The organism is Halostella pelagica, assembly GCF_004762015.1.
Classification (GTDB): Archaea; Halobacteriota; Halobacteria; order Halobacteriales; family Natronoarchaeaceae; genus Halostella; species Halostella pelagica.
Genome location: NZ_SJES01000010.1, coordinates 101,961 through 122,970 on the forward strand (window position 1 = coordinate 101,961; position 21,010 = coordinate 122,970).

The 21,010-nt window shown below is 60.9% G+C and carries 9 protein-coding genes and 2 pseudogenes; 7 read left to right on the forward strand and 4 right to left on the reverse strand.

Going from position 1 to position 21,010, the window contains the following annotated elements; all coding sequences use genetic code 11:
• Nucleotides 1–105 precede the first annotated feature (105 nt).
• Complete coding sequence (locus tag EYW42_RS18295; RefSeq protein ID WP_135536887.1) at nt 106–876, forward strand: hypothetical protein; 771 nt, start codon at nt 106–108, stop codon at nt 874–876.
• Nucleotides 877–974: 98 nt separating this feature from the next.
• On the forward strand, nt 975–1,475 hold the full coding sequence (locus EYW42_RS18300) for a hypothetical protein (RefSeq protein WP_135536888.1): 501 nt from the start codon (nt 975–977) through the stop codon (nt 1,473–1,475).
• Nucleotides 1,476–1,624: 149 nt separating this feature from the next.
• Here EYW42_RS18300 and EYW42_RS18305 read toward each other — a convergent pair.
• Together EYW42_RS18305 and EYW42_RS20020 are read right to left on the reverse strand one after the other, a co-directional pair.
• Nucleotides 1,625–1,741 (reverse strand): annotated as a pseudogene (locus tag EYW42_RS18305) (IS6 family transposase); the annotation flags it as partial.
• Nucleotides 1,737–1,913: an alpha/beta fold hydrolase gene (locus EYW42_RS20020; protein WP_202613967.1), complete on the reverse strand. Its 177-nt coding sequence runs from the start codon at nt 1,911–1,913 to the stop codon at nt 1,737–1,739. The gene EYW42_RS20020 and the pseudogene EYW42_RS18305, both read right to left, overlap by 5 nt.
• Nucleotides 1,914–2,231: 318 nt before the next feature.
• Here EYW42_RS20020 and EYW42_RS18310 point away from each other — a divergent pair, with 318 nt between their 5' ends.
• The 3 genes and pseudogenes from EYW42_RS18310 to EYW42_RS18320 all read left to right on the forward strand — a co-directional run bounded on the left by EYW42_RS18310 (nt 2,232) and on the right by EYW42_RS18320 (nt 5,013).
• Complete coding sequence (locus EYW42_RS18310; RefSeq protein ID WP_135536889.1) at nt 2,232–3,281, forward strand: hypothetical protein; 1,050 nt, start codon at nt 2,232–2,234, stop codon at nt 3,279–3,281.
• Nucleotides 3,282–3,465: 184 nt separating this feature from the next.
• Nucleotides 3,466–3,693: pseudogene (locus EYW42_RS18315) on the forward strand (transposase); the annotation flags it as partial.
• A 474-nt stretch (nt 3,694–4,167) separates the two neighbouring features.
• A complete protein-coding gene (locus EYW42_RS18320; protein WP_161972979.1) occupies nt 4,168–5,013 on the forward strand; it encodes a response regulator in 846 nt (281 codons plus the stop codon).
• A gap of 102 nt (nt 5,014–5,115) precedes the next feature.
• Here EYW42_RS18320 and EYW42_RS18325 read toward each other — a convergent pair whose 3' ends face one another.
• Complete coding sequence (locus tag EYW42_RS18325; RefSeq protein WP_135536891.1) at nt 5,116–6,834, reverse strand: sensor histidine kinase; 1,719 nt, start codon at nt 6,832–6,834, stop codon at nt 5,116–5,118.
• A 171-nt stretch (nt 6,835–7,005) separates the two neighbouring features.
• Between EYW42_RS18325 and EYW42_RS18330 the strand changes: the two genes are divergently transcribed.
• Together EYW42_RS18330 and EYW42_RS18335 are read left to right on the forward strand one after the other, a co-directional pair.
• The gene (locus tag EYW42_RS18330) at nt 7,006–19,707 is read left to right on the forward strand and encodes a hypothetical protein (protein WP_259371304.1); all 12,702 of its coding nucleotides are present in this window, start codon (nt 7,006–7,008) and stop codon (nt 19,705–19,707) included.
• Nucleotides 19,700–20,059, forward strand: a complete 360-nt coding sequence (locus EYW42_RS18335) for a hypothetical protein (protein ID WP_135536893.1) — start codon at nt 19,700–19,702, stop codon at nt 20,057–20,059. The genes EYW42_RS18330 and EYW42_RS18335 overlap by 8 nt, the downstream gene beginning before the upstream one ends.
• A 192-nt stretch (nt 20,060–20,251) precedes the next feature.
• Here EYW42_RS18335 and EYW42_RS18340 read toward each other — a convergent pair whose 3' ends face one another.
• Nucleotides 20,252–20,902, reverse strand: a complete 651-nt coding sequence (locus EYW42_RS18340; RefSeq protein WP_135536894.1) for a hypothetical protein — start codon at nt 20,900–20,902, stop codon at nt 20,252–20,254.
• Between the last annotated feature and the right edge of the window lie 108 nt (nt 20,903–21,010).

The following is a 21,010-nucleotide window of genomic DNA, read 5'->3' on the forward strand; positions in this document are numbered from 1 at the left end:
TCCGAACCGGCTACGCCAGCCAGCTTCTATGTAGCCTGTTATTCCAGATTGCCGATGTCTTCACCGCCCGAACTTTCAATTGATACGCTTCGTACGAACCAGGTGATGCTGTTCGAGAATGCCGTCGTACGAGCGTGGGACGACCCGTTCGACATGTTCCGATATCTCACCGTCCCCGACTTCGGCGATATCCGGATTCACGAGGACTTCCTCCCAGAGGGGAGCGACTACAACAGCGCGCGGTTCCACACGGTGACCGAGATTCGACGAGGGAGGTCCGAACTATCAGTAAGACGGGACGGCGATCTGCTCGAGATTGAAGGTCCGCTCGAACCGGGCGAGCTGGCTACCATCTCACACCCGGGGTACGACTCCCCCATCGTCTCCTTGCACCTGAGCTGGCTCGACCAGGAGTGGAAGCCCGGCGTCGATAGCCACGAAGCACTCCCGGACGACGACCTCTACGCCAGGGTACGGGTCGAGTACGACCACGTGCTCTCGATGCCAAACGAAAGCAAGCGGGTGCACTCGTTCACCGACGACGGGTTCACGGTCGATTACGACGGCGAGGTGTCTCACGATGCCGGCTGGAGCCTCTCCCTCCCGGGACCAGTCTCGACAGTGCTACCGTTCGAGGACGACCTGATGGTGGTCCTAGAGCCAGAGCAACTCGACGCCGGAAACGAGTTCGGGGCGACCCCGACCCGGAATCTGGTCCGCGTTTCGTCAGCAGGCGGGATCGAGTGGGTCGCCGAGGAAACAGACCGCGAACACGCCTACCGGTATCCCGTCATGAAAGAAGGCGAACTGTTCGCCAAGGCACGGGACATGGTCGACCTCGATGCTGCCACGGGCACCGTCGACGCCGTATACTGAGTTGCGAGATGGACCATCGGGTAGGATGAAGCACTCCACGACGAAGCGGATGCTCGTCTCGTTCGAAAATTAATTAGAGCAACTAACGGGGTGGTCCTATGATCCAAACCACAGTCAAATCACGTGTCGCAGAATGGACGGAATACGGGACTGAGGAGCCTTGGGATGCGGGGCTCCGGACGTATCCTGAGTACCTCGACCACCCCAAGGAGACGGAGCGCGGGTTCGCTATCGATGCCGGGCTTCTCGTCGTCGAAGGAGAGCGACTGCGGTCGATAATCGAGGAGTTCGAGGGTGCAGGTCAGCTCTCGGAGAACCTCGACAGTGAGGTCGACGACAGGATCGTCACGTTGGTCCTTTCCGATACCCCTCCCGGCGGCGGCGCGGCGCAGCGCCAGATGTTCCATGCCGGACTGTACGACACGGCGCGATTCTCGGAGAACGACGTCAGTCACGAGTTCGTGCTCCGCGATCCCGGAACAGACGAACAGGTTGGAGTCTTCGATCTCAACGAGGCGAAACTCCTCGAGGAACCGGACGTCGACTGGGAGACCGAGGAGTGGATGTTCCGGATCGCTGACCACGAGCAGAGCGAATAATCGAACTCGGCCGCGCCCCACTGATTCAGTGCCAGCGTCGACACGGGCTCCATCAATACTACCCGGCACGTCTTGCTGCGCGCGTTCCGGGTGCGTTCGTGGGGTCGCGTTCAAATTAGCTGATTCCATGGGAAGACGAATGAGTTGAGCTACTCATCAGCAGTTTCCGCCCTGGCGTGGCTGAAACAGTTTGAGAACGAGGGCGTTCGTCGTTTTACCGCTCGAAAGACATGTTCGACGCTGTTGCGATTCCCGTGTCTCTCAAAGGGAATCGACGAACTGGTCGAGGATTCGGTTGAACTGCTCGGGTTCCTCGTAGTGTGGACCGTGGCCGCTTGCCTCGAACAGCTCGACCCTCGAATCGGGAACGCGTTCCGCGACAGAACGAACAGCGTCGACGCTGTCTCGTGTCTCTGCGGTGCCCGCACAGACTAGCATGGGGACGTCGATCTCGGGAAGGGTGGAACGGTAGTCACGGATATGGGTATCGAACAGGATCGCGCTCTGGATCGAAGGTGGTGTACGTGAGATCTCGTCGTACTCTACTCCGATGACGGGTCTGAAAGAGACACTTCCAGTTTCACCCTCCGGGAACAAATTCGCCAAGGCCCGTCGAATTAGCAGATTGCAGGCGCTAAGCCCCCTTCCTCAGCGAGCACCGACCAAAGGGAAGATGAACTCCTGACACGAGTGTTATCAGGTTCGAGGCCTGTCACTCACACTTATTAACGGCCTCGGGTCGAATGATGACTCATCATGTTGTACGATCAGGTCTCCGAATTGGAACTCGAAATCGAGGGCTACAATCTCGAACAGCGCGAGCGGGACACGTCCAGTGGTTTCTCCCGAGCGACGACCATCGTCTCGTTACACGGCGATGGCGAAACCGGGCGTGGCGAGGACGTCACGTACGACAACGACGCCTACGAAGCCCTCAACGGTTCCGCGGGGGACTTCCCGATAACGGGTGAATACACTCTCGACGAGTTTTCGGGCCAGGTGTCCGAAATCGATTTCTTTCACGGTACTGAACCGAATCAATCGATCTTCCGCAACTATCGACAGTGGGCGTTCGAGAGCGCCGCGCTCGACCTCGCATTAAAACAGTCCGATACGAACCTCGCTGATCGCCTCGGCCGCGCGTACGACCCCGTTCGATTCGTCGTGAGTACGCGTCTGGAGGAGCCGCCGACCGGCGACGTCGTGCTCGACTGGCTTGACCGCAACCCCGAACTAGAGTTCAAACTCGACCCGACATCGGAGTGGCCGACAGCGGTCATAGAGCGACTCGCGGCAACCGACGCCGTCCGAACACTCGACCTCAAAGGTCAATACCACGGGACAACAGTGGATCAGCCTGCTGATCCAGAACTTTACGAGCGAATCATCGAGGGCTTTCCCGAGGCACTCATCGAAGACCCGGAACTCAACGAGGAAACGCGACCACTGTTCGAAGGTGAGGACGCCCGTGTGACGTGGGACTACCCGATTCGAGGTGTCGAGACGGTCGAAAACCTCCCGTGGGAACCGGAGTGGCTCAACATCAAGCCATCCCGATTCGGCTCGGTCCAGTCGCTCTTCGACACAATCGAGTACTGCCGAGAGCATGATATCCAGATGTTTGGAGGTGGACAGTTCGAACTCGATGTCGGCCGCGAGCACATCCACGCCGTTGCCTCGTTGTTCTATCCAAACGCCCCGAACGACGTGGCTCCGAAGGCATACAACGACCCCGATCCGAGCGGCGAACTCCCGCCGAGTCCGCTCGCGCCGCCAACGGTTTCTCAGGGCCTCTCTTGGCAGTAGGGTGTGCAAACGACGAACCTCGTTCGACGAGAGAATATCTAGTTTTTGGCTCTGAACGATACCCTGATTGATGGAACACGACCGCCAAATGACTCATGCGTACATGGTCGACATAGATCTCCGAAACGACCTTCGTGAGGGGGTTACTCTCCGTGATGCGATACGGAGGGTTGATGGTCCATTCGAAAACGAGTACATGAGCATCAAGAGTGATTTTCTGGCGAAAACGTCCTCAGAGGACTATCGAGTTCGACTGTTTTATTTCGTGTTCGCGGTGTTGCTGTATAATATCTGGCGGTTGACGGACTTTCTCCTGAAAGCGGGCGTCGACGGGGAAATGAATCACGTGCCCGTGCTGACGGCCGGTGAGTGTGTCGAGGTCGTCGTCTCGGCATTGATACCACCCGACTGAGCGACCGATTTCCTACTGGGTTCGCCGCTCGGGAGTGGCGACACCGTACAGTAGCGCCAAAATCCGTGTAGTTTCTCATGCTCGCTTGGTTGACACGCCCGCTAAGGTCCGAAGTCGACGCTTGATCAGTGGAAAGCATCTCAAATCGACGGAGATTCGACCCAAAACTAGCCCATCCTCGGAAACTGTGACATCCAAGCTCGGCGAGTAGTTGAGACTGGCCGCCTCAATGCATACGATGGGGATATCACATAGCTTCCCAGAGATCTAATCTCGATTAACTACTTAGCTGGTACTCTCATTGAGAACTTCATTTTCACCCAATTGATTATCCTGTCTTCGGCTACTGTGTGGTCGAACAATAGGATGGTTGGCGATAGTCTGGTTCAAAGAGCTTCTGATAAACCGCGAGATTCTTACCCAGTAGATACAATTAGTCGTGTAATCGACTTAACTAGAGGATTCAAAATAACAATGAGCCAGATACAAGCTTCAACAGAAATATTTGCTTATAAATGGTACCCGAGTATCATTTATACTGTTAACGAATTGGAAGGAGCGGGATATTCGGAACTCGAAAGCTCCCTTGGAAGTATCTCATCAAAAATGCTGTCGGATGGTCTGTCTGATCTCTGTGAGCGGAATGTTTTAACGAAGACGGAGACAGTTGAAGGGGGTGGTCGAACGGTGTACATACTGTCCAGCAAAGGACGGGCACTTATCCCTGCCATAGAGGTGTTAGAAGCGTGGGAACAGCACTATGGAGAAGAGGCAGCAACAGTTCTGATCGTTGAAGATGAACAAATGGTCGCAGATATCTTTGCAAACTATTTTTCTGGGAGTTACCATATACAGTACGTCTCGACCGGTACAGAGGCACTCGAAGCATATACTGCTGACACCGATCTCGTCATCATCGACCGAAAATTGGAGGGGATGTCAGGCGATACTGTCGCAGCTCGAATCAGAGCGGAGCACGAACAGCAACTTCTGTTGTGCGTTAGTGGTGTCGAACCTGACAACGATCTCTATGAACTGGACTATGATGACTATATCCACAAGCCGGTCGAGGAAGACGAAATGAGAACACGGGTGGAGCTGTTGCTCAATCGAGCAGCGTTAGATTCAACAGCGCGAACGTATCTGACTCTCCGATCAAAGCAGTTCGCACTGACAGAGACGCACGGGAAGGCTGCAACGAAGATGAACGGATACAAAAATTGCACAGCCAAGATTGAGGGACTCGATCTTTCGACGGATCACAAACAGACGCTCGAACCGCTTCTTCAAGACAGCGACCGAGTTGCGTCCATTCGCTGAATGACGTTCGCTCGGCGGTGATGAGACACTACTGTACCGGACGACTGCGCCGAACTCCACTGTTTCCGATCAGCCAGGTGAGCCCACGAAAAGCGGCGATGGTTATCTGGCTTCGATGCCGGAAATCTCGAATCGAGTGCCACCATCGGTCCCGTCGGTAACCTGAATCTCCCAGTCGTGTGCGTCGACGATATGTCGCACGATGGAGAGTCCATATCCGCTTCCATCTCGGTTCGTAGTGTATCCGTGTTCCAAAATCACGTCCCGTTGATCTTCGGGGATGCCACACCCGTCGTCTTCGATAAAAAAGCCAACGGACTCGTCGGCGCTAGCGAGTTCGCCACGCTCGTCGAGCGTCCCGACTTGCACAGTCAGTGGTGAGTCGTTGTGATCGAGTGCGTTTCGAAAGAGGTTCTCCAGCACTTGGAACAGGCGGACAGGGTCTGCTTCGATAGTCGTATCCTCAACGTGACAGTCCAGTTCTACGCCACTCGTCTCGACGGTTCCCCAGACTTCCTCGGCGAGTTCGCCCAGAGAACACTCCTCAGCAGTTTCTATTTCCGCTCCAGCGCGGGCTAGCCTCAACATATCGTCGATCATCGATTCCATTCGATCCAGCGCTTCTTGGAGGGCCTCGACACGTTCGTCGGATTGGTCCTGTGCGAGACGATTCGTTTGAACTACTGCGTTATTTAGCGGGGTACGCAAGTCGTGTGATACCATCGACGCGAACTGATCGAGTCGTTGGTTCGTCTTTTCCAGTTCTGTAACGTCTCTAAACGTGGTTACCTGGCCCCCGATGTCTCCAGCGCGTGTCCGGATTGTGGTCCTCTTGACGTTGAAATACCGGCTCGCGTCATCCAGTTCGATCGTGTTGTATCGTGTCGTCTCATTGCCACGGGCTGCCTCGATGCGGTCGTAATATGGTGCAAAAAAATTGCTCTCGTCCATTCTCCTCCATCCCTCTCCGGCCTCGAACACCTCCCGTGCTCTCGGATTGCTATAGACGATCTCGTTCTCGTCGTTTTGGAATACGAGCAGGTCGTCCATTCCCTCGACGAACTCTTGGCGGCCAACGGCGGCGAGATCGAGCATCCGGTATCGGAACACGGCGACGGCCAAGCAGACAGCGAGGACGCCAAATGCAACATCAGTGAGGGGCAGTACCAGCGGAAGCACTCCGACAGACATCAGACGCCGTACGACTATTGGGGTCCCGATGCCAACGACCAATGAGGCCACCTGTCCGGCGGCGACGTCTGCCCGCTTCCTCAGTGTGTACTGAACGAGGATAGCACCGCTGACCACCCAGATCACATGGTGATACAGATTGCGTATCGTTTCCGCTGTCGTGAACGTTCGGTCTAGGACAGTCCATCTCTCAAATGTCACGTTCAGCACGGTCATCGGGCCCTGATATACGATCCCATCGACTGTCTGGAGAAATTCAGGGTTGAGGGCCGTCATCGTGCCGATTACGAGAACGTGGGCAAAAAATAGGCCCCAGACCACTCGAATACGGCGTTGGCTCGAGTCAGTATACGCTAATGCAAACCACACTAACGACCACGTAAACAGCGGAATGAGTACCACGAGAGTAAGGTGCAACACCCACACTGTTGGCGATAGGTCCGTGAAGAGGCGTCTGAGGACATCTGCGAGTTGCCAGAGCGCGGTTGCGGTCATTAGCGTTGCGAATGCTAACACTTCCTGGCGACGTCCCTCTCGGAGGTACAGAACACCTCCGTACCCTGCCAGTGAAGCCGCAAGCAGGAAAATAGGAATATTGACCAATAGCGACGGCGTAAGCTGGAACGCCATTGATACCCACGTCAGACTATGGAACTATCAAACTATCTCTAAACGGAGACCAATTCGGCCAACTTCGCTGAATGGTTTCTGCGATGTGATCCACTTACCTAAGTGTTAGTTCTGGCTTTAGTTATAGTAATATTACACTTATGTGCTTGGGGTCATTTTAAACGCGTAACAGTGAATACTTCGCTACGATTGGGTGTCGCTTTTTTGGCACTCACTCTATCACTTTCGGTCCTGACTGGTGTCGTAATCGGTAGTTCCGTCGCTGCCACTGATATTGACGGCGATGGGTTGACTGATGAGACTGAGACCGAGCTCGGCACTGACCCCAACGCCGCCGACAGTGACGGGGACGGCATCAACGATAGTGGTGAGACGAACAATGGGTCTGCTATCGATACAGATAGTGACGGGACTATCGACGCATTAGACGACGATAGTGACGGTGATGGGATCCTCGACAGTACTGAAGGTGCTGGAGACGCCGACGATGATGGGACAGCGAACTATCGAGACCTCGACTCTGATGGAGACGGCATCGACGACGAAGACGAGGACGCCCTCGGCACCGATCCGTACGATGCGGACTCCGACGACGACGGGATTCCCGACGGTGTGGAAACAACGCGACTAGACGGAACGGGCCCCGGCGAGGCAGTCGACACGGACGGCGATGGCACCATTGACGCACTCGATACCGACAGCGACGGCGACGGCACGGAAGACACGAACGAGGGAACTCGCGACAACGATGGTGACGGTACTCCCGATTACCGCGATCCGAAAGATGGGGACGGTCCAGACGGCGACCTTGACGGTGATGGCCTGACCAACAGCCAGGAACGAACGCTCGGTACTGACGCCAACGACGGCGACAGCGACGACGACGGGATTCCCGACAACGTCGAGACGAACGATGGAAACAACGTCGACACGGACGGCGACGGCAGGCTTGATGCAAAAGATACGGACAGCGACGGGGATGGTATTTCCGATAGTGAGGAGGGGACAGGCGATCCAGACGGTGACGGCACCGCGAACTACAGAGACGAGGATTCCGACGGTGACGGCATTCTCGACAACACCGAGGGAACCGGCGACACTGACAGTGACGGCACGGCGAACTACCTGAGCGCCGACGCGGACAGCGATGGCATTGACGACTCGGTGGAGGGAACTGGCGATCCTGACGCCGACGGAACGCCGAACTACGCGGACTTCGACAGCGATGGCGACTTCCGGAACGATGCAGAGGAGGGGACCAGTGACGCTGACGGCGACGGGACGCAGAATTACCTCGATACCGACAGCGACGGAAACGGTGTCCCGGACAGCAGGGACAGCGACGGGGACAACGACGGCGACGGGGTTCTGGACTACCTCGACACGGACGACCAGGACGGGCCGGACGGCGACCCCGACGGTGACGGACTGACGAACAGCAAAGAGGATTCACTTGGAACCGATACCCAGGATAGCGACACTGACGGAGACGGCATCAGTGACGGGACGGAGGCACCCGACGGAACGGCCGTCGACACGGACGGTGACGGGACCATCGACGCGCTGGACACCGACAGTGACGGTGACGGACTGTCCGATAATGTGGAGTCGAATCTAGGTACGGATCGAACGGATAGCGACTCCGATGGCGACGGGATCTCGGACGCTGTCGAGACGAACGACGGAAACAGTGTCGACACGGACGGTGACGGGACTATCGACGCGCGCGACACCGACAGCGATGGCGACGGGATCGCTGACAGCACGGAGGGAAGCGGCGACGCCGACGGGGACGGAACGGCGAACTACCGGGCTACGGACGCCGACGGTGACAGCATCCCGGACCGTATTGAAGGAGCAGCAGACGCCGACGGTGATGGGGATGCGAACTTCCTCGATACCGACAGTGACGGCGACGGTATCGACGATGTTGACGAGTACACCAACGACCCAGGTGCCGGTAACAGCGACAAGGACACCGACGACGACGGGGTTCCGAACTTCCTCGACACGGACAGCGACGCAGACGGGATCCCGGACACGACTGAGGGACAAAGCGACTCTGATGGGGACGGCATCCCGAACTACCTCGATGCCGACAGCGACGACGACGGCGCGTTCGATCTCAACGAAGGCACGGACGACGCGGACAACGACGGGGCGCCGAACTACCTCGACCCCGACAACCAGGTTGGGGGCGGGTTCGATCCCAACGGCGACGACGACAACGATGGTATCCCGAACCTCGTCGATGGGTTCGGTGACGCCGACGGCGACGGGGACCCGAACTACCACGATACCGACGCCGACGGCAATGGTATTCCGGACAGTACTGAGGGCAGCGACGACGCCGACGGCGACGGGACCGGGAACAACGCCGATATCGATAACGACGGCGACAGGATCGACGACGACGTCGAGGGAACGGACGACGAAGACAACGACGGGACGCCCAATTACTTCGACCCCGATTCGGACGGGGACGGTATCGACGACGAGGTCGAAGGCGAGTCCGACGAAGACGGCGATACCACACCGAACTTCCTCGACCTCGATTCGGACGGTGACGGTATCGACGACAGTGCCGAAACTGCGAGCGATGCCGATGGCGATGGCACGCCGAACTTCCTCGACACCGACGCCGACGGTGGTGGGATTCCCGACAGCACGGAGGGAACCGGCGACCAGGATGGTGACGGCACGCCCGATTACCTCGACAGCGATACGGACGGTGACGGCATTGGAGACGGAACGGAAGGATCGAACGACCTCGACAGCGACGGGACGCCGAATTTCAGGGACGACGACTCGGACGGCGACGGGGTTCTGGATAGCACCGAGTCAGCTCTCGGAACCGACCCGCGTGATGAGGACTCCGACAGAGATGGAATCACTGACGACGTCGAGACGACGCGCCCAGACGGCACGGGGCCCGGTGAATCAGTCGACACTGACGGCGACGGCACCATCGATGCGCTCGATACCGACAGCGACGACGACCGAATCCCGGACAGCACAGAAGGAACTGGAGACCCCGACGACGATGGAACGGCGAACTACCGTGACGAGGACGCCGACGGTGACGGCATTGCCGACCTAGCCGAGTCCGACGGTGGGCGGTCGGTCGACACGGATGGTGACGGGACAGCGGACTATCTGGACACTGACAGCGACGGTGACGGGATTTCGGACAGAGCCGAAAGCGACACAGGCCTTTCCGTCTCGACCCCACCGGCATACCTCGACAAGGACGCAGACAACGACGGGATACCGAACTATCGCGACACCGACGCTGATGGCGACGGTATCCCCGACAACACCGAGACCGATGACGACGCGGACGCGGACGAGTTGGCGAACTACCTGGACCGGGAGTCTGACGGCGACGGGATCAGCGACCGCGAGGAGACGGACGCCGATACCGACGGCGACGGGAACCCGAACTTCCTCGACACCGACGCAGACGGCGACGGCGTCGACGACGCGACCGAACAGACGCTCGGCACCGACTTCCTGAACAGCGACTCGGACGGCGACGGTATCGACGACGGTACCGAGACGTCTGACAACGACGGGACGGATCCCGGTCAGGCAATCGACACCGACGGCGACGGCACCATCGATGCCCTCGATACGGACAGTGACTCGCCCGGCCTGCCCGAGGTGAGTCCGGACAGCGAGGAGACCAGCAACGACGAGGACGGAGACGGCATCCCGAACTACCGGGACACCGACTCGGACGGCGACGGCTTCGACGACGACGTTGAGGGGAACGATGACCTTGACAACGACGGGACGCCAAACTACCTCGACACTGATTCCGACGGCGATGGGATCAGCGACGCCGATGAGGACGCAATCGGGACCAACCCGTTCGACGAAGACTCTGACGCTGACGGGATCACCGACGATACCGAGGGTGCCGGCAGCGAGACCGACACCGACGGCGACGGCACCATCGACGCACTCGATGATGACGCGGACGGTGACGGGATTCCGGACACCGACGAGGGAGGTGGCGACAAGGACGGGGACGGCACACTGAATTTCAGGGATGATGATGCGGACGGGGATGGCGTCCCGGACAGTACTGAGGGGACGGTCGACACAGACGGCGACGGGACGGCCGACTTCCTCGATACCGACTCCGACGGCGACGGCGTGTCGGACAGCACCGAAGCCTCGTCCGCGACCGACCGGACGGACAGCGACACTGACGGCGACGGTATCGACGACGGCACCGAGACGACTCGTGTCGATGAGACTGGTCCCGGTGAGTCAGTCGACACGGACGGAGACGGGACCATCGACGCGCTCGATTCGGACTCCGACGGCGACGGCATCGACGACTCGACAGAGGGCGCGGGCGATACGGACGGTGACGGCACCGCAAACTACCGGGACCGAGACAGCGACAATCCCAACGACCAAGCTGGCGATGGTGATCTCGATGACGGGTCTGCTGATGAAGGAACGACGGACGTCGACGGGGATGGGACACCGAACTACCTCGACGACGACAACGACGGCGACAGCATTCCGGACGCAGATGAGGGGTCTCTCGGTACAGACCTGAACGATGCCGACTCTGACGGGGATGGCATCGACGACGGGACCGAGACGACTCGTACCGACGGGACCGGTCCCGGTGAATCGGTCGACACGGACGGGGACGGAACGACTGATGCACTCGACTCGGACTCCGACGGCGACGGCATCGACGACTCGACAGAGGGCGCGGGCGATGCGGACGGTGACGGCACCGCGAACTACCGGGACCGGGACAGCGACGATCCCAACGATCAAGCGGGTGATGGTCAACTGGACGACAGCTCGGGTACTGAAGGGACAACCGACACGGACGGAGATGGGACACTGAACTACCTCGACGACGACAACGACGGCGACGGTATCTTGGACACCGACGAGGACGAGAACGGCAATGGGTCACTTGATGCCGGCGAGACCGACCCGAACGACACCGACACCGACGGCGACGGGCTCTCGGACAGCACGGAAGGAGCCGACAGCGAGACCGATACCGACGGTGACGGCACCATCGACGCCCGCGACACGGACTCAGACGATGACGGCATCCCCGACAGTATCGAGGGCAACGACGACCCCGACGGCGACGGCGTTCCGAACTACCGGGACACTGATTCGGACGGTGACGGCATCGACGATACCGACGAGGACGAGGATGGAGACGGTGTGCTCGACACCGGTGAGACCGATCCGTATGATCCCGACACCGACGGCGACGGGCTCTCGGACAGCACGGAAGGAGCCGACAGCGAGACCGATACCGATGGCGACGGTACCATCGACGCTCGGGACACCGACTCCGACGACGACGGCATCCCCGACGACACCGAAGACCAGACTGCCGATGATGGGCAGGCAACCGACACCGACAGCGACAACACTCCAGACTACCGCGATGACGATTCGGATAACGACGGCATCGCTGACAGTATCGAAGGGTCCGACGACACCGACGGCGACGGCACGCCGGACTACCTAGACGAGGACAGCGACGACGACGGCATTCTGGACACCGACGAGGACGAGAACGGCGACGGGGTGCTCGACGCCGGCGAGACAGACCCGTACGACACCGACACCGACGGCGACGGCCTCTCTGACAGCACCGAGGGCGCTGCCAGCGATACGGATACCGACGGTGACGGCACCATCGACGCGCAAGATGGCGACTCCGACGACGACGGCATCGACGACAGCGTCGAGGGAGACGGTGACCCGGACGGGGACGGCGTCCCGAACTACCGTGACGGTGACAGCGACGATGCGAGTGACAGTACGTTTGACGGTGACGGCTCGCTCGACGACGGCTCGGCGACCGAAGGGACGGCCGACACAGACGGCGATGGCACCGCGAACTATCTCGACGACGATAATGATGGTGACGGCATCCTGGACACTGATGAAGACGAGAACGGCGACGGCAGCCTCGACGATGGCGAGACCGACCCGAACGACCCCGATACCGACGGCGACGGACTCTCCGACAGCCTCGAAGGGGCCGACAGCGAGACCGACACGGACGGCGACGGCGACATCGACGCCCGAGACACCGACTCCGACGACGACGGCATCGACGACAGTACTGAGGACCTGACCGCCGACGATGGAGAGGCGACGGATTCGGACGGGGACGGCGTCCCGAACTACCGTGACGGCGACAGCGACGATGCCAGTGACAGTACGTTTGACGGTGACGGATCGCTCGACGACGGTTCAGCGACCGAAGGGACGACCGATACTGACAGCGACGGGACGCCGAACTTCATCGATTCTGACAACGATGGGGATGGTATCCTGGACGGCGACGAGGACGAGAATGGAGACGGCAGCCTCGATACCGGCGAAACGGACCCAAACGACCCCGATACCGACGGCGACGGTCTCTCGGACAGCGTCGAGGGTGCCGACAGCGAGACCAACACCGATGGGACCGGCGATATCGACGCCCGAGATACTGACTCCGACGACGATGGCATCGAGGACAGCGTCGAGGACGTAACTGCCGACGACGGTAGCGCGACTGACACGGACGGGGATAACATCCCCGACTATCGCGACGACGACTCGGACGGCGACGGTATCGCCGACAGTATTGAGGACCAGACTGCCGACGACGGTGACGCCACCGACACGGACGGCGACGGCACGCCCGACTTCCAGGACACCGACAGCGACGACGACGGCATCACGGACGACATCGAGGACGACACGGTGGCCATCGGCGACTCCCCGACAGACACCGACGGCGACAACACGCCGGACTACCTAGATACCGACTCCGACAACGACCGTATCGGCGACGATACGGAGGACCTGACCGACGACGATGGTCCGGCGACGGACACCGATGGCGACGGCACGCCGGACTACCGCGACGACGACTCGGACGGGGATGGCATCTCGGACGATGTCGAGGACGACGACAACACGGTGGGCAACGGCCAGGCCACTGACAGCGACGGCGACGGAATCCCGGACTTTCAGAGTACAGATTCAGACGGTGACGGCATTCCCGACACCGACGAGGACACGAACGCCAACGGCGTACTCGACCCGGGCGAGACTGACCCGAACCTCGCCGACACGGACGGTGACGGAATCGACGACGACATCGAGACGACCCGGGTCGACGGGACCGATCCCGGCGAATCGGTCGATACGGACGGTGACGGAACCATCGACGCCAGGGACACCGACTCCGACGATGACGGTATTCCGGACAGCACGGAGGGCGCTGGGGATGCCGACGGCGACGGGACTGCGAACTACCGGGACCGGGACAGCGACGATCCGACCGACCAGGCCGGTGACGGCCGGCTGGACGACGGCTCAGCCACCGACGGAACGGGCGATACCGACAGCGATGGCACGGCGAACTACCTCGATGCCGACAACGACGGCGACGGCATCCTGGACACCGACGAGGACGAGGATGGCGACGGGATCCTCGACACCGGCGAGACCGACCCGAACGATCCCGACACCGACGGCGACGGGCTCTCGGATAGTCTGGAGGGTGCCGACAGCGAGACCAACACTGACGGCACCGGCGACATCGACGCCAGGGACAACGACGCGGACGACGACGGTATCGAGGACAGCGTCGAGGACCTCACCGCCGACGACGGTAGCGCGACTGACACGGATGACGACGGCACGCCGGACTACCGCGATGCCGATTCGGACGGCGACGGTATCGCCGACAGCATCGAGGACCAGACCGCAAACGACGGTGACGCCACCGACACTGACAACGACGGTACACCCGATTTCCAGGATACGGACAGTGACGGGGACGACATTGAGGACGATGTCGAGGACGACACCGGAGCGATCGATGACTCCCCGACCGACACGGACGGCGACAGTACTCCTGATTACCTCGACACCGACTCCGACGACGACGGGATCGACGACAGTACCGAGGATCTAACCGCCGGCGACGGGCAGGCGACGGACTCCGACGGCGACGGCGTCCCGAACTACCGTGACGGTGATAGCGACGATGCCAGCGACAGTACGTTCGACGGTGACGGCCAGCTTGACGACGGGTCGGCCACCGAGGGACCCACCGACACAGACGGTGACGGGACGCCGAACTACCTCGACGACGACAACGACGGCGACGGTATCTTAGACGGTGAGGAAGACGAGAACGGAGACGGCAGCCTTGATCCGGGTGAGACGGCCCCGAACGACGCCGACACCGATGGCGACGGGCTCTCGGACAGCACTGAGGGAGCCGACAGCAAGACTGACACCGACGGTGACGGCACCATCGACGCGCGGGATACTGACTCCGATAACGACGGCATCCCCGACAGCATCGAAGGGACGACCGATACCGACGGCGACGGCGTCCCGAACTATCGAGATACCGATTCAGATGGCGATGGCATCACAGACGGTGGCGAGGACAGCAACGGGAACGGGTCCGTCGACGCCGGTGAGACTGACCCCTATGCCGTCGACACGGACGGCGACGGCATCACGGACGACATCGAGACGACCCGGGTCGACGGGACCGGTCCCGGCGAACCGGTCGATACGGACGGCGACGGCACTATCGACGCACAGGACGACGACTCAGATGGCGATGGCATCGACGACAGCACGGAGGGCACTAGCGATGCCGACGGCGACGGGACAGCGAACTACCGGGACCGGGACAGCGACGATCCGACCGACCAGGCCGGTGACGGCCAGTTGGACGATGGCTCGTCTACAGAGGGAACGACAGACACTGACGGTGACGGAACGCCGAATTACCTCGACGACGACAACGACAGGGATGGAATCACTGACAGCAACGAGGACGAGAACGGTGACGGCGTGCTCGATAGCGGCGAAACGGACCCGAATGACGCCGACACTGACGGTGACGGTATCGACGACGACACGGAAGGCGCTGCCAGCGATACCGACACCGATGGAGATGGGACGATAGACGCCAGAGACGACGATTCCGACGACGACGGGATTCCTGACAGTACGGAAGGAGTCGGAGACGAGGACGGCGATGGGACGGCGAACTATCGCGACGACGACTCAGATGGAGACGGTATCCCCGATTCCACGGAAGGGACCGACGATGTCGACGGTGACGGGACGCCGAACTACCTTGATTCCGACAGCGATGGTGACGGTATCTCCGACTCCGAGGAGGGAACTGAAGATGACGACGGTGATGGTACCCCGAACTATCTCGACGCGAACGATGAGGACGGCCCAACGGGTGACACAGATGGTGACGGGCTGACAAATAACGAAGAAGAGACGCTCGGAACAGATCCCACCGATAGCGACTCCGATGACGACGGAATCGATGACTCCGTCGAAACTGATGGGGTGACTGCCGTGGACACCGATGAGGACGGCGACATCGACGCCCTCGATACGGACTCTGACGACGACGGCATCTCAGACAGTGCTGAAGGAACGACCGACACTGATGGCGACGGGACACCGAACTACCGAGACACCGATTCGGACGGTGATGGTATCCCCGACAGTACCGAGGGTACGACTGACTCTGACAGTGACGGTGTCCCTGACTATCTCGATTCAGACAGTGACGGCGACGGTATCAGCGACGGTACCGAGGGGACCGATGATGTCGACGGTGACGGCACGCCAAACTATCTGGATACCGACAGCGACGATGACGGAATCCCAGACGGGACAGAAGAAGCCACAGATGCCGACGGTGACGGAACACCAAACTACCTGGACACTGACAGCGACGGAGACGGGATCCCAGACAGTACAGAAGGCACTGGAGATGTCGATGGCGACAGCACGTCGAACTACCTCGATACTGATTCAGATGGTGACGGGAAGCTCGACGCTGACGAAGGAACTGGCGATTCCGACGGCGACGGGACGGCGAACTATCTCGACCCCGACGACGACGATGGTCCGGACGGTGACAGCGACGACGATGGGCTGAGCAATACCGAAGAAACAGCACTGGGAACCGATCCCGACAGTGCTGACTCGGACGGAGACGGAATCAACGATTTCATCGAGACCGACGAAGGGAGCCCCGTCGACACTGACGGCGACGGCACCATCGACGCGCTCGACACCGACGCCGACGACGATGGCATCGGTGATGGCACGGAAGGCACAGAAGACAGAGACGGCGACGGAACGCCGAACTACCGGGACACCGACAGCGACGACGACGGAATCACCGATACTACCGAAGGAGCGACCGACTCCGACGGCGACGGTGTCGCCGACTACCTGGATACCGATAGCGATGGTGATAGCATCCCCGACAGTACAGAGGGGGTCGGCGACGCTGACAGCGACGGGACGCCGAACTACCTCGATTCCGACAGCGACGGTGACGGCATTCCCGACAGTACCGAGGGAACCGACGACGCCGACAGCGACGGGACGCCGAACTACCTCGACACTGACGCGGACGGTGACAGCATTCCCGACAGTACCGAGGGAACCGACGACGCCGACGGCGACGGGACGCCGGACTATATCGATACTGATAGCGACGACGACAGGGTGCCGGACAGTCAGGAGGACTCACTCGGCACGGACCCGACCAGTGCCGACTCTGACGGCGATGGAATCAATGACTTCATCGAGACCGACGGCGGCGACTCGGTCGATACCGACGGGGATGGAACCATCGACGCGCTGGACAGCGATAGCGATAGTGACGGCATCCCCGACAGCACCGATGGAACTAGTGACGCTGACGGAGATGGCACGCCGAACTACCGCGACACTGACGCTGATGGCGACGGCATCCCCGACAGCACCGATGGAACCAGTGACGCCGACGGAGATGGCACGCCGAACTACCGCGACACTGACGCCGATGGCGACGGCATCTCCGACAGCACGGAAGGGACCGACGACGCCGACAGCGACGGGACGCCGAACTATCTGGACGACGATTCCGACGGCGACGGCATCCCTGATGGCACCGAAGGCACTGCCGATATCGACGGAGATAGCACGTCGAACTACCTAGATACGGACGCCGACGGCGACGGGACGCCAGACAGCGAGGAGGGGCCCGGTGACGCCGACGGCGACGGCACACCCAACTATCTCGACCCTGACGACGATGACGGCCCGGACGGCGACAGCGACGACGACGGCCTGGACAACGACGAGGAACGGGCTCTGGGAACCGACCCGAACAGCGCCGATTCGGACGGTGACGGTATCGACGATCGTATCGAGACCGACGGCGGTGATACGGTCGATACCGACGGCGACCGAACCGTCGACGCCCTCGACACTGACAGCGACGACGACGGAATTCCCGACAGCATCGAGGGGACGGCGGACACAGACAGCGACGGGACGCCGAACTACCGCGACACCGATGCCGACGGGGACGGGATTCCCGACAGCACGGAGGGAACGACGGACACGGACGGCGACGGGGTGTCGAACTACCGGGATACTGACAGCGACGGGGACGGTATTCCAGACAGGGCAGAGGGTACCGACGATGCCGACGACGACAGCACGCCGAACGCGTTCGACAGAGATAGCGACGGTGACGGCATCCCCGACGCCACAGAGGGGGCCGACGACGTGGACGGTGACGGCACGCCGAACTATCTCGACCCCGTCGACACCGATGGACCCGACGGCGACACCGACGACGACGGACTGACCAACGGTGAAGAGACGACACTCGGGACGGACCCGAGCGACGCTGACTCAGACGGAGACGGAATCAACGACTTCGTCGAAACTAACGGTGGCAGCGCCATCGACACGGACGATGATGGGAGCATCGACGCGTTGGACACGGACGCCGACGGAGACGGCATCCCAGACAGCACGGAAGGCACCACCGACGTAGATGGCGACGGGACGCCGAACTACCGTGACACTGATAGTGACGGTGACGACATCCTCGACAGCACCGAAGGGACAACCGACTCGGACGGTGACGGGACGCCAGACTACCTCGACCCCGATACGGACAGCGACGACGGGGGCGACAGTGGGGACGGAGATGACAGCGATGGTGGAGACAGCGGGGATGACAGCGATGGTGGAGACAGCGGGGATGACAGCGATGGTGAAGACAGCGGGGATGACAGCAACGACAGCGAAGACAGCAGTGACGGGGACGAGCGTGATGACACCGACGGCGATGGCCTGACTGACGAGGAAGAGCGGGCCCTCGGGACGGAGGTGAACAGCACTGACTCGGACGGAGACGGTATCGCTGATAGCGTCGAGACGAGTGGCGGCAGGTCGGTCGATACGGACGCCGACGGAACCATCGATGCGCTGGACACGGATGCCGACGGGGATGGAATTCCCGACAGTCTCGAAGGGACGGCGGATACAGACGGCGACGGTACGCCAGACTACCGCGATACCGACAGCGACGGTGACGGCATCCCCGACAGTACCGAGGGAACCGACGACACCGACGGTGACGGCATCCCGAACTACCGGGATACTGATTCGGACGGGGACGGTAGGCCAGACCGGATTGAAGGCACGAGCGACGTAGACGGCGACGGGAGGCCTGCGTATCTCGACCCAGTGAACGACAGCGTCGATGGGGACGGCGACCCAGAATCCAGTGCGACACCGACTGCGACGCCGACCGGCTCCGCGCCTGCCGACCACGGGAGCTGTGAGCTGTTCGGACTCGACTTCGGGTCGTTCGTCGTGTGCTGGTACTGGTGGTTCCTCGCAGCCACCGCTGGACTGGTCCTCGTCGGCTACCGCGCCTGGCAACGAGAGACACTCAGTGTCATCCTCGGCGCCGGGGCAGACAGTTATGACGATGGAACCGGAGGTGAGGGCGATGAGTGATAGCTCTGAGCCCAGCGAGGACGCTGTCCGGTGGACGGGCCGTCTCGCCGCGGCGGGGCTGGGTATCGCCACAGTCGTGGGGACTGTCGCCGCTCTCGGCATCTCCTTGCCCGGGTCGGTGTACTGGCTCGGTATCGTTGTCGCACTCGGCGGGATACTCGGAGCCACAGTGGTCATCTCCCGAGCGTCGAGCGCGAGGGACGCTCTCGGAGTGATAGCCGCAGTGTTCGGTGTCCTACTATGTGGGTACGGCGTTGAGAACGGGGTGCTCGTGGCCACGGTCGTCGGTGTACTGTTCCTAGTTGTGGGCGCTACTGGCGTCGTCGTTGACACACGGCCTGAGAAAGACTGAGACGGGAGCAACGGTATTGTGCGAACGGTGTCCCGATCCGGGAAACGACTATAGATAGCTTCTATCAGAATGTATCGCACAAGATGGATGGCGCGTCGAGGGTCGTAAACTCGCCTATGAATGGGAAAACGCAGAAAAAATCGTCGTGCCACAGGTCGTAGTCAACGGGCTGAGAGGACCGACGACAAGTAGTCACGACGGCACAAACAACCGGAACGGACGGAAAAACCGGGCCAGGGCACGCCGGGTATTGTCCCGGACGAACGCCCACGCTCCGATTTTCGACTCGTCGAGATGCCACTGGTTGCCGTCCCTGTAGGCGGTATCTGCCCGCTCGTGGTACTCCAGTGCCTCGCGGACGCGTGACTCGGTCATGTCACAGGCGTCAGCGAGTTCCGGGGCCGTCTTCGGGCCGTCTTTCAGTTCCTCGGCGACGAGGTGGCCAACCTGCATCGACAGGAACACCTCACTGGAGTCGGCCTCAACCATCCCGTCGTCATTCGACCGGATGCCCTCCCGGAGGCTATAGAGTGCGTCCAACGCGAGCCAGCCACCGCCGCCGACCCCGACCGCTGCGACTGTCGTGTCTCCCTGCACCCAGTAAGCAAGGCCACCGGCAGCCATGGCGACGAGACCGAGCGTGAGTCGGACGTCGCGTTCGTCCAGTCCGGGCAGCGGACGCGCGAGTTCGACGGTCTCACCCACGAGCACGATGACTGTGACGACGATGGCCTGCGACCAGGTAAAATCGAACACGACGCCGAACAGCGCGACCAGCCCCACGGCGTAAGCGGCACGACGGACGGGGCTGGTGCCCGTCAGGGAATCAGTCAGGGACGCCATGTGTTGAGGGAGGGTTCGACGGTCCCTAATGGTCACGGGACGCTAATGGGCCCGAAAACGGTGCAGTGGGTTTAAACGAGTCACGCTGGGGGGATATCCAATAGCGTA

Bases quoted from the DNA above. Each gene is read 5' to 3' on its own strand.
- EYW42_RS18325 (WP_135536891.1), bottom strand. From the start codon at position 6,834: ATGGCGTTCCAGCTTACGCCGTCGCTATTGGTCAATATTCCTATTTTC.
- EYW42_RS20020 (WP_202613967.1), bottom strand. From the start codon at position 1,913: ATGCTAGTCTGTGCGGGCACCGCAGAGACACGAGACAGCGTCGACGCT.
- EYW42_RS18300 (WP_135536888.1), top strand. From the start codon at position 975: ATGATCCAAACCACAGTCAAATCACGTGTCGCAGAATGGACGGAATAC.
- EYW42_RS18340 (WP_135536894.1), bottom strand. From the start codon at position 20,902: ATGGCGTCCCTGACTGATTCCCTGACGGGCACCAGCCCCGTCCGTCGT.
- EYW42_RS18310 (WP_135536889.1), top strand. From the start codon at position 2,232: ATGTTGTACGATCAGGTCTCCGAATTGGAACTCGAAATCGAGGGCTAC.
- EYW42_RS18295 (WP_135536887.1), top strand. From the start codon at position 106: ATGCTGTTCGAGAATGCCGTCGTACGAGCGTGGGACGACCCGTTCGAC.
- EYW42_RS18335 (WP_135536893.1), top strand. From the start codon at position 19,700: ATGAGTGATAGCTCTGAGCCCAGCGAGGACGCTGTCCGGTGGACGGGC.
- EYW42_RS18320 (WP_161972979.1), top strand. From the start codon at position 4,168: ATGAGCCAGATACAAGCTTCAACAGAAATATTTGCTTATAAATGGTAC.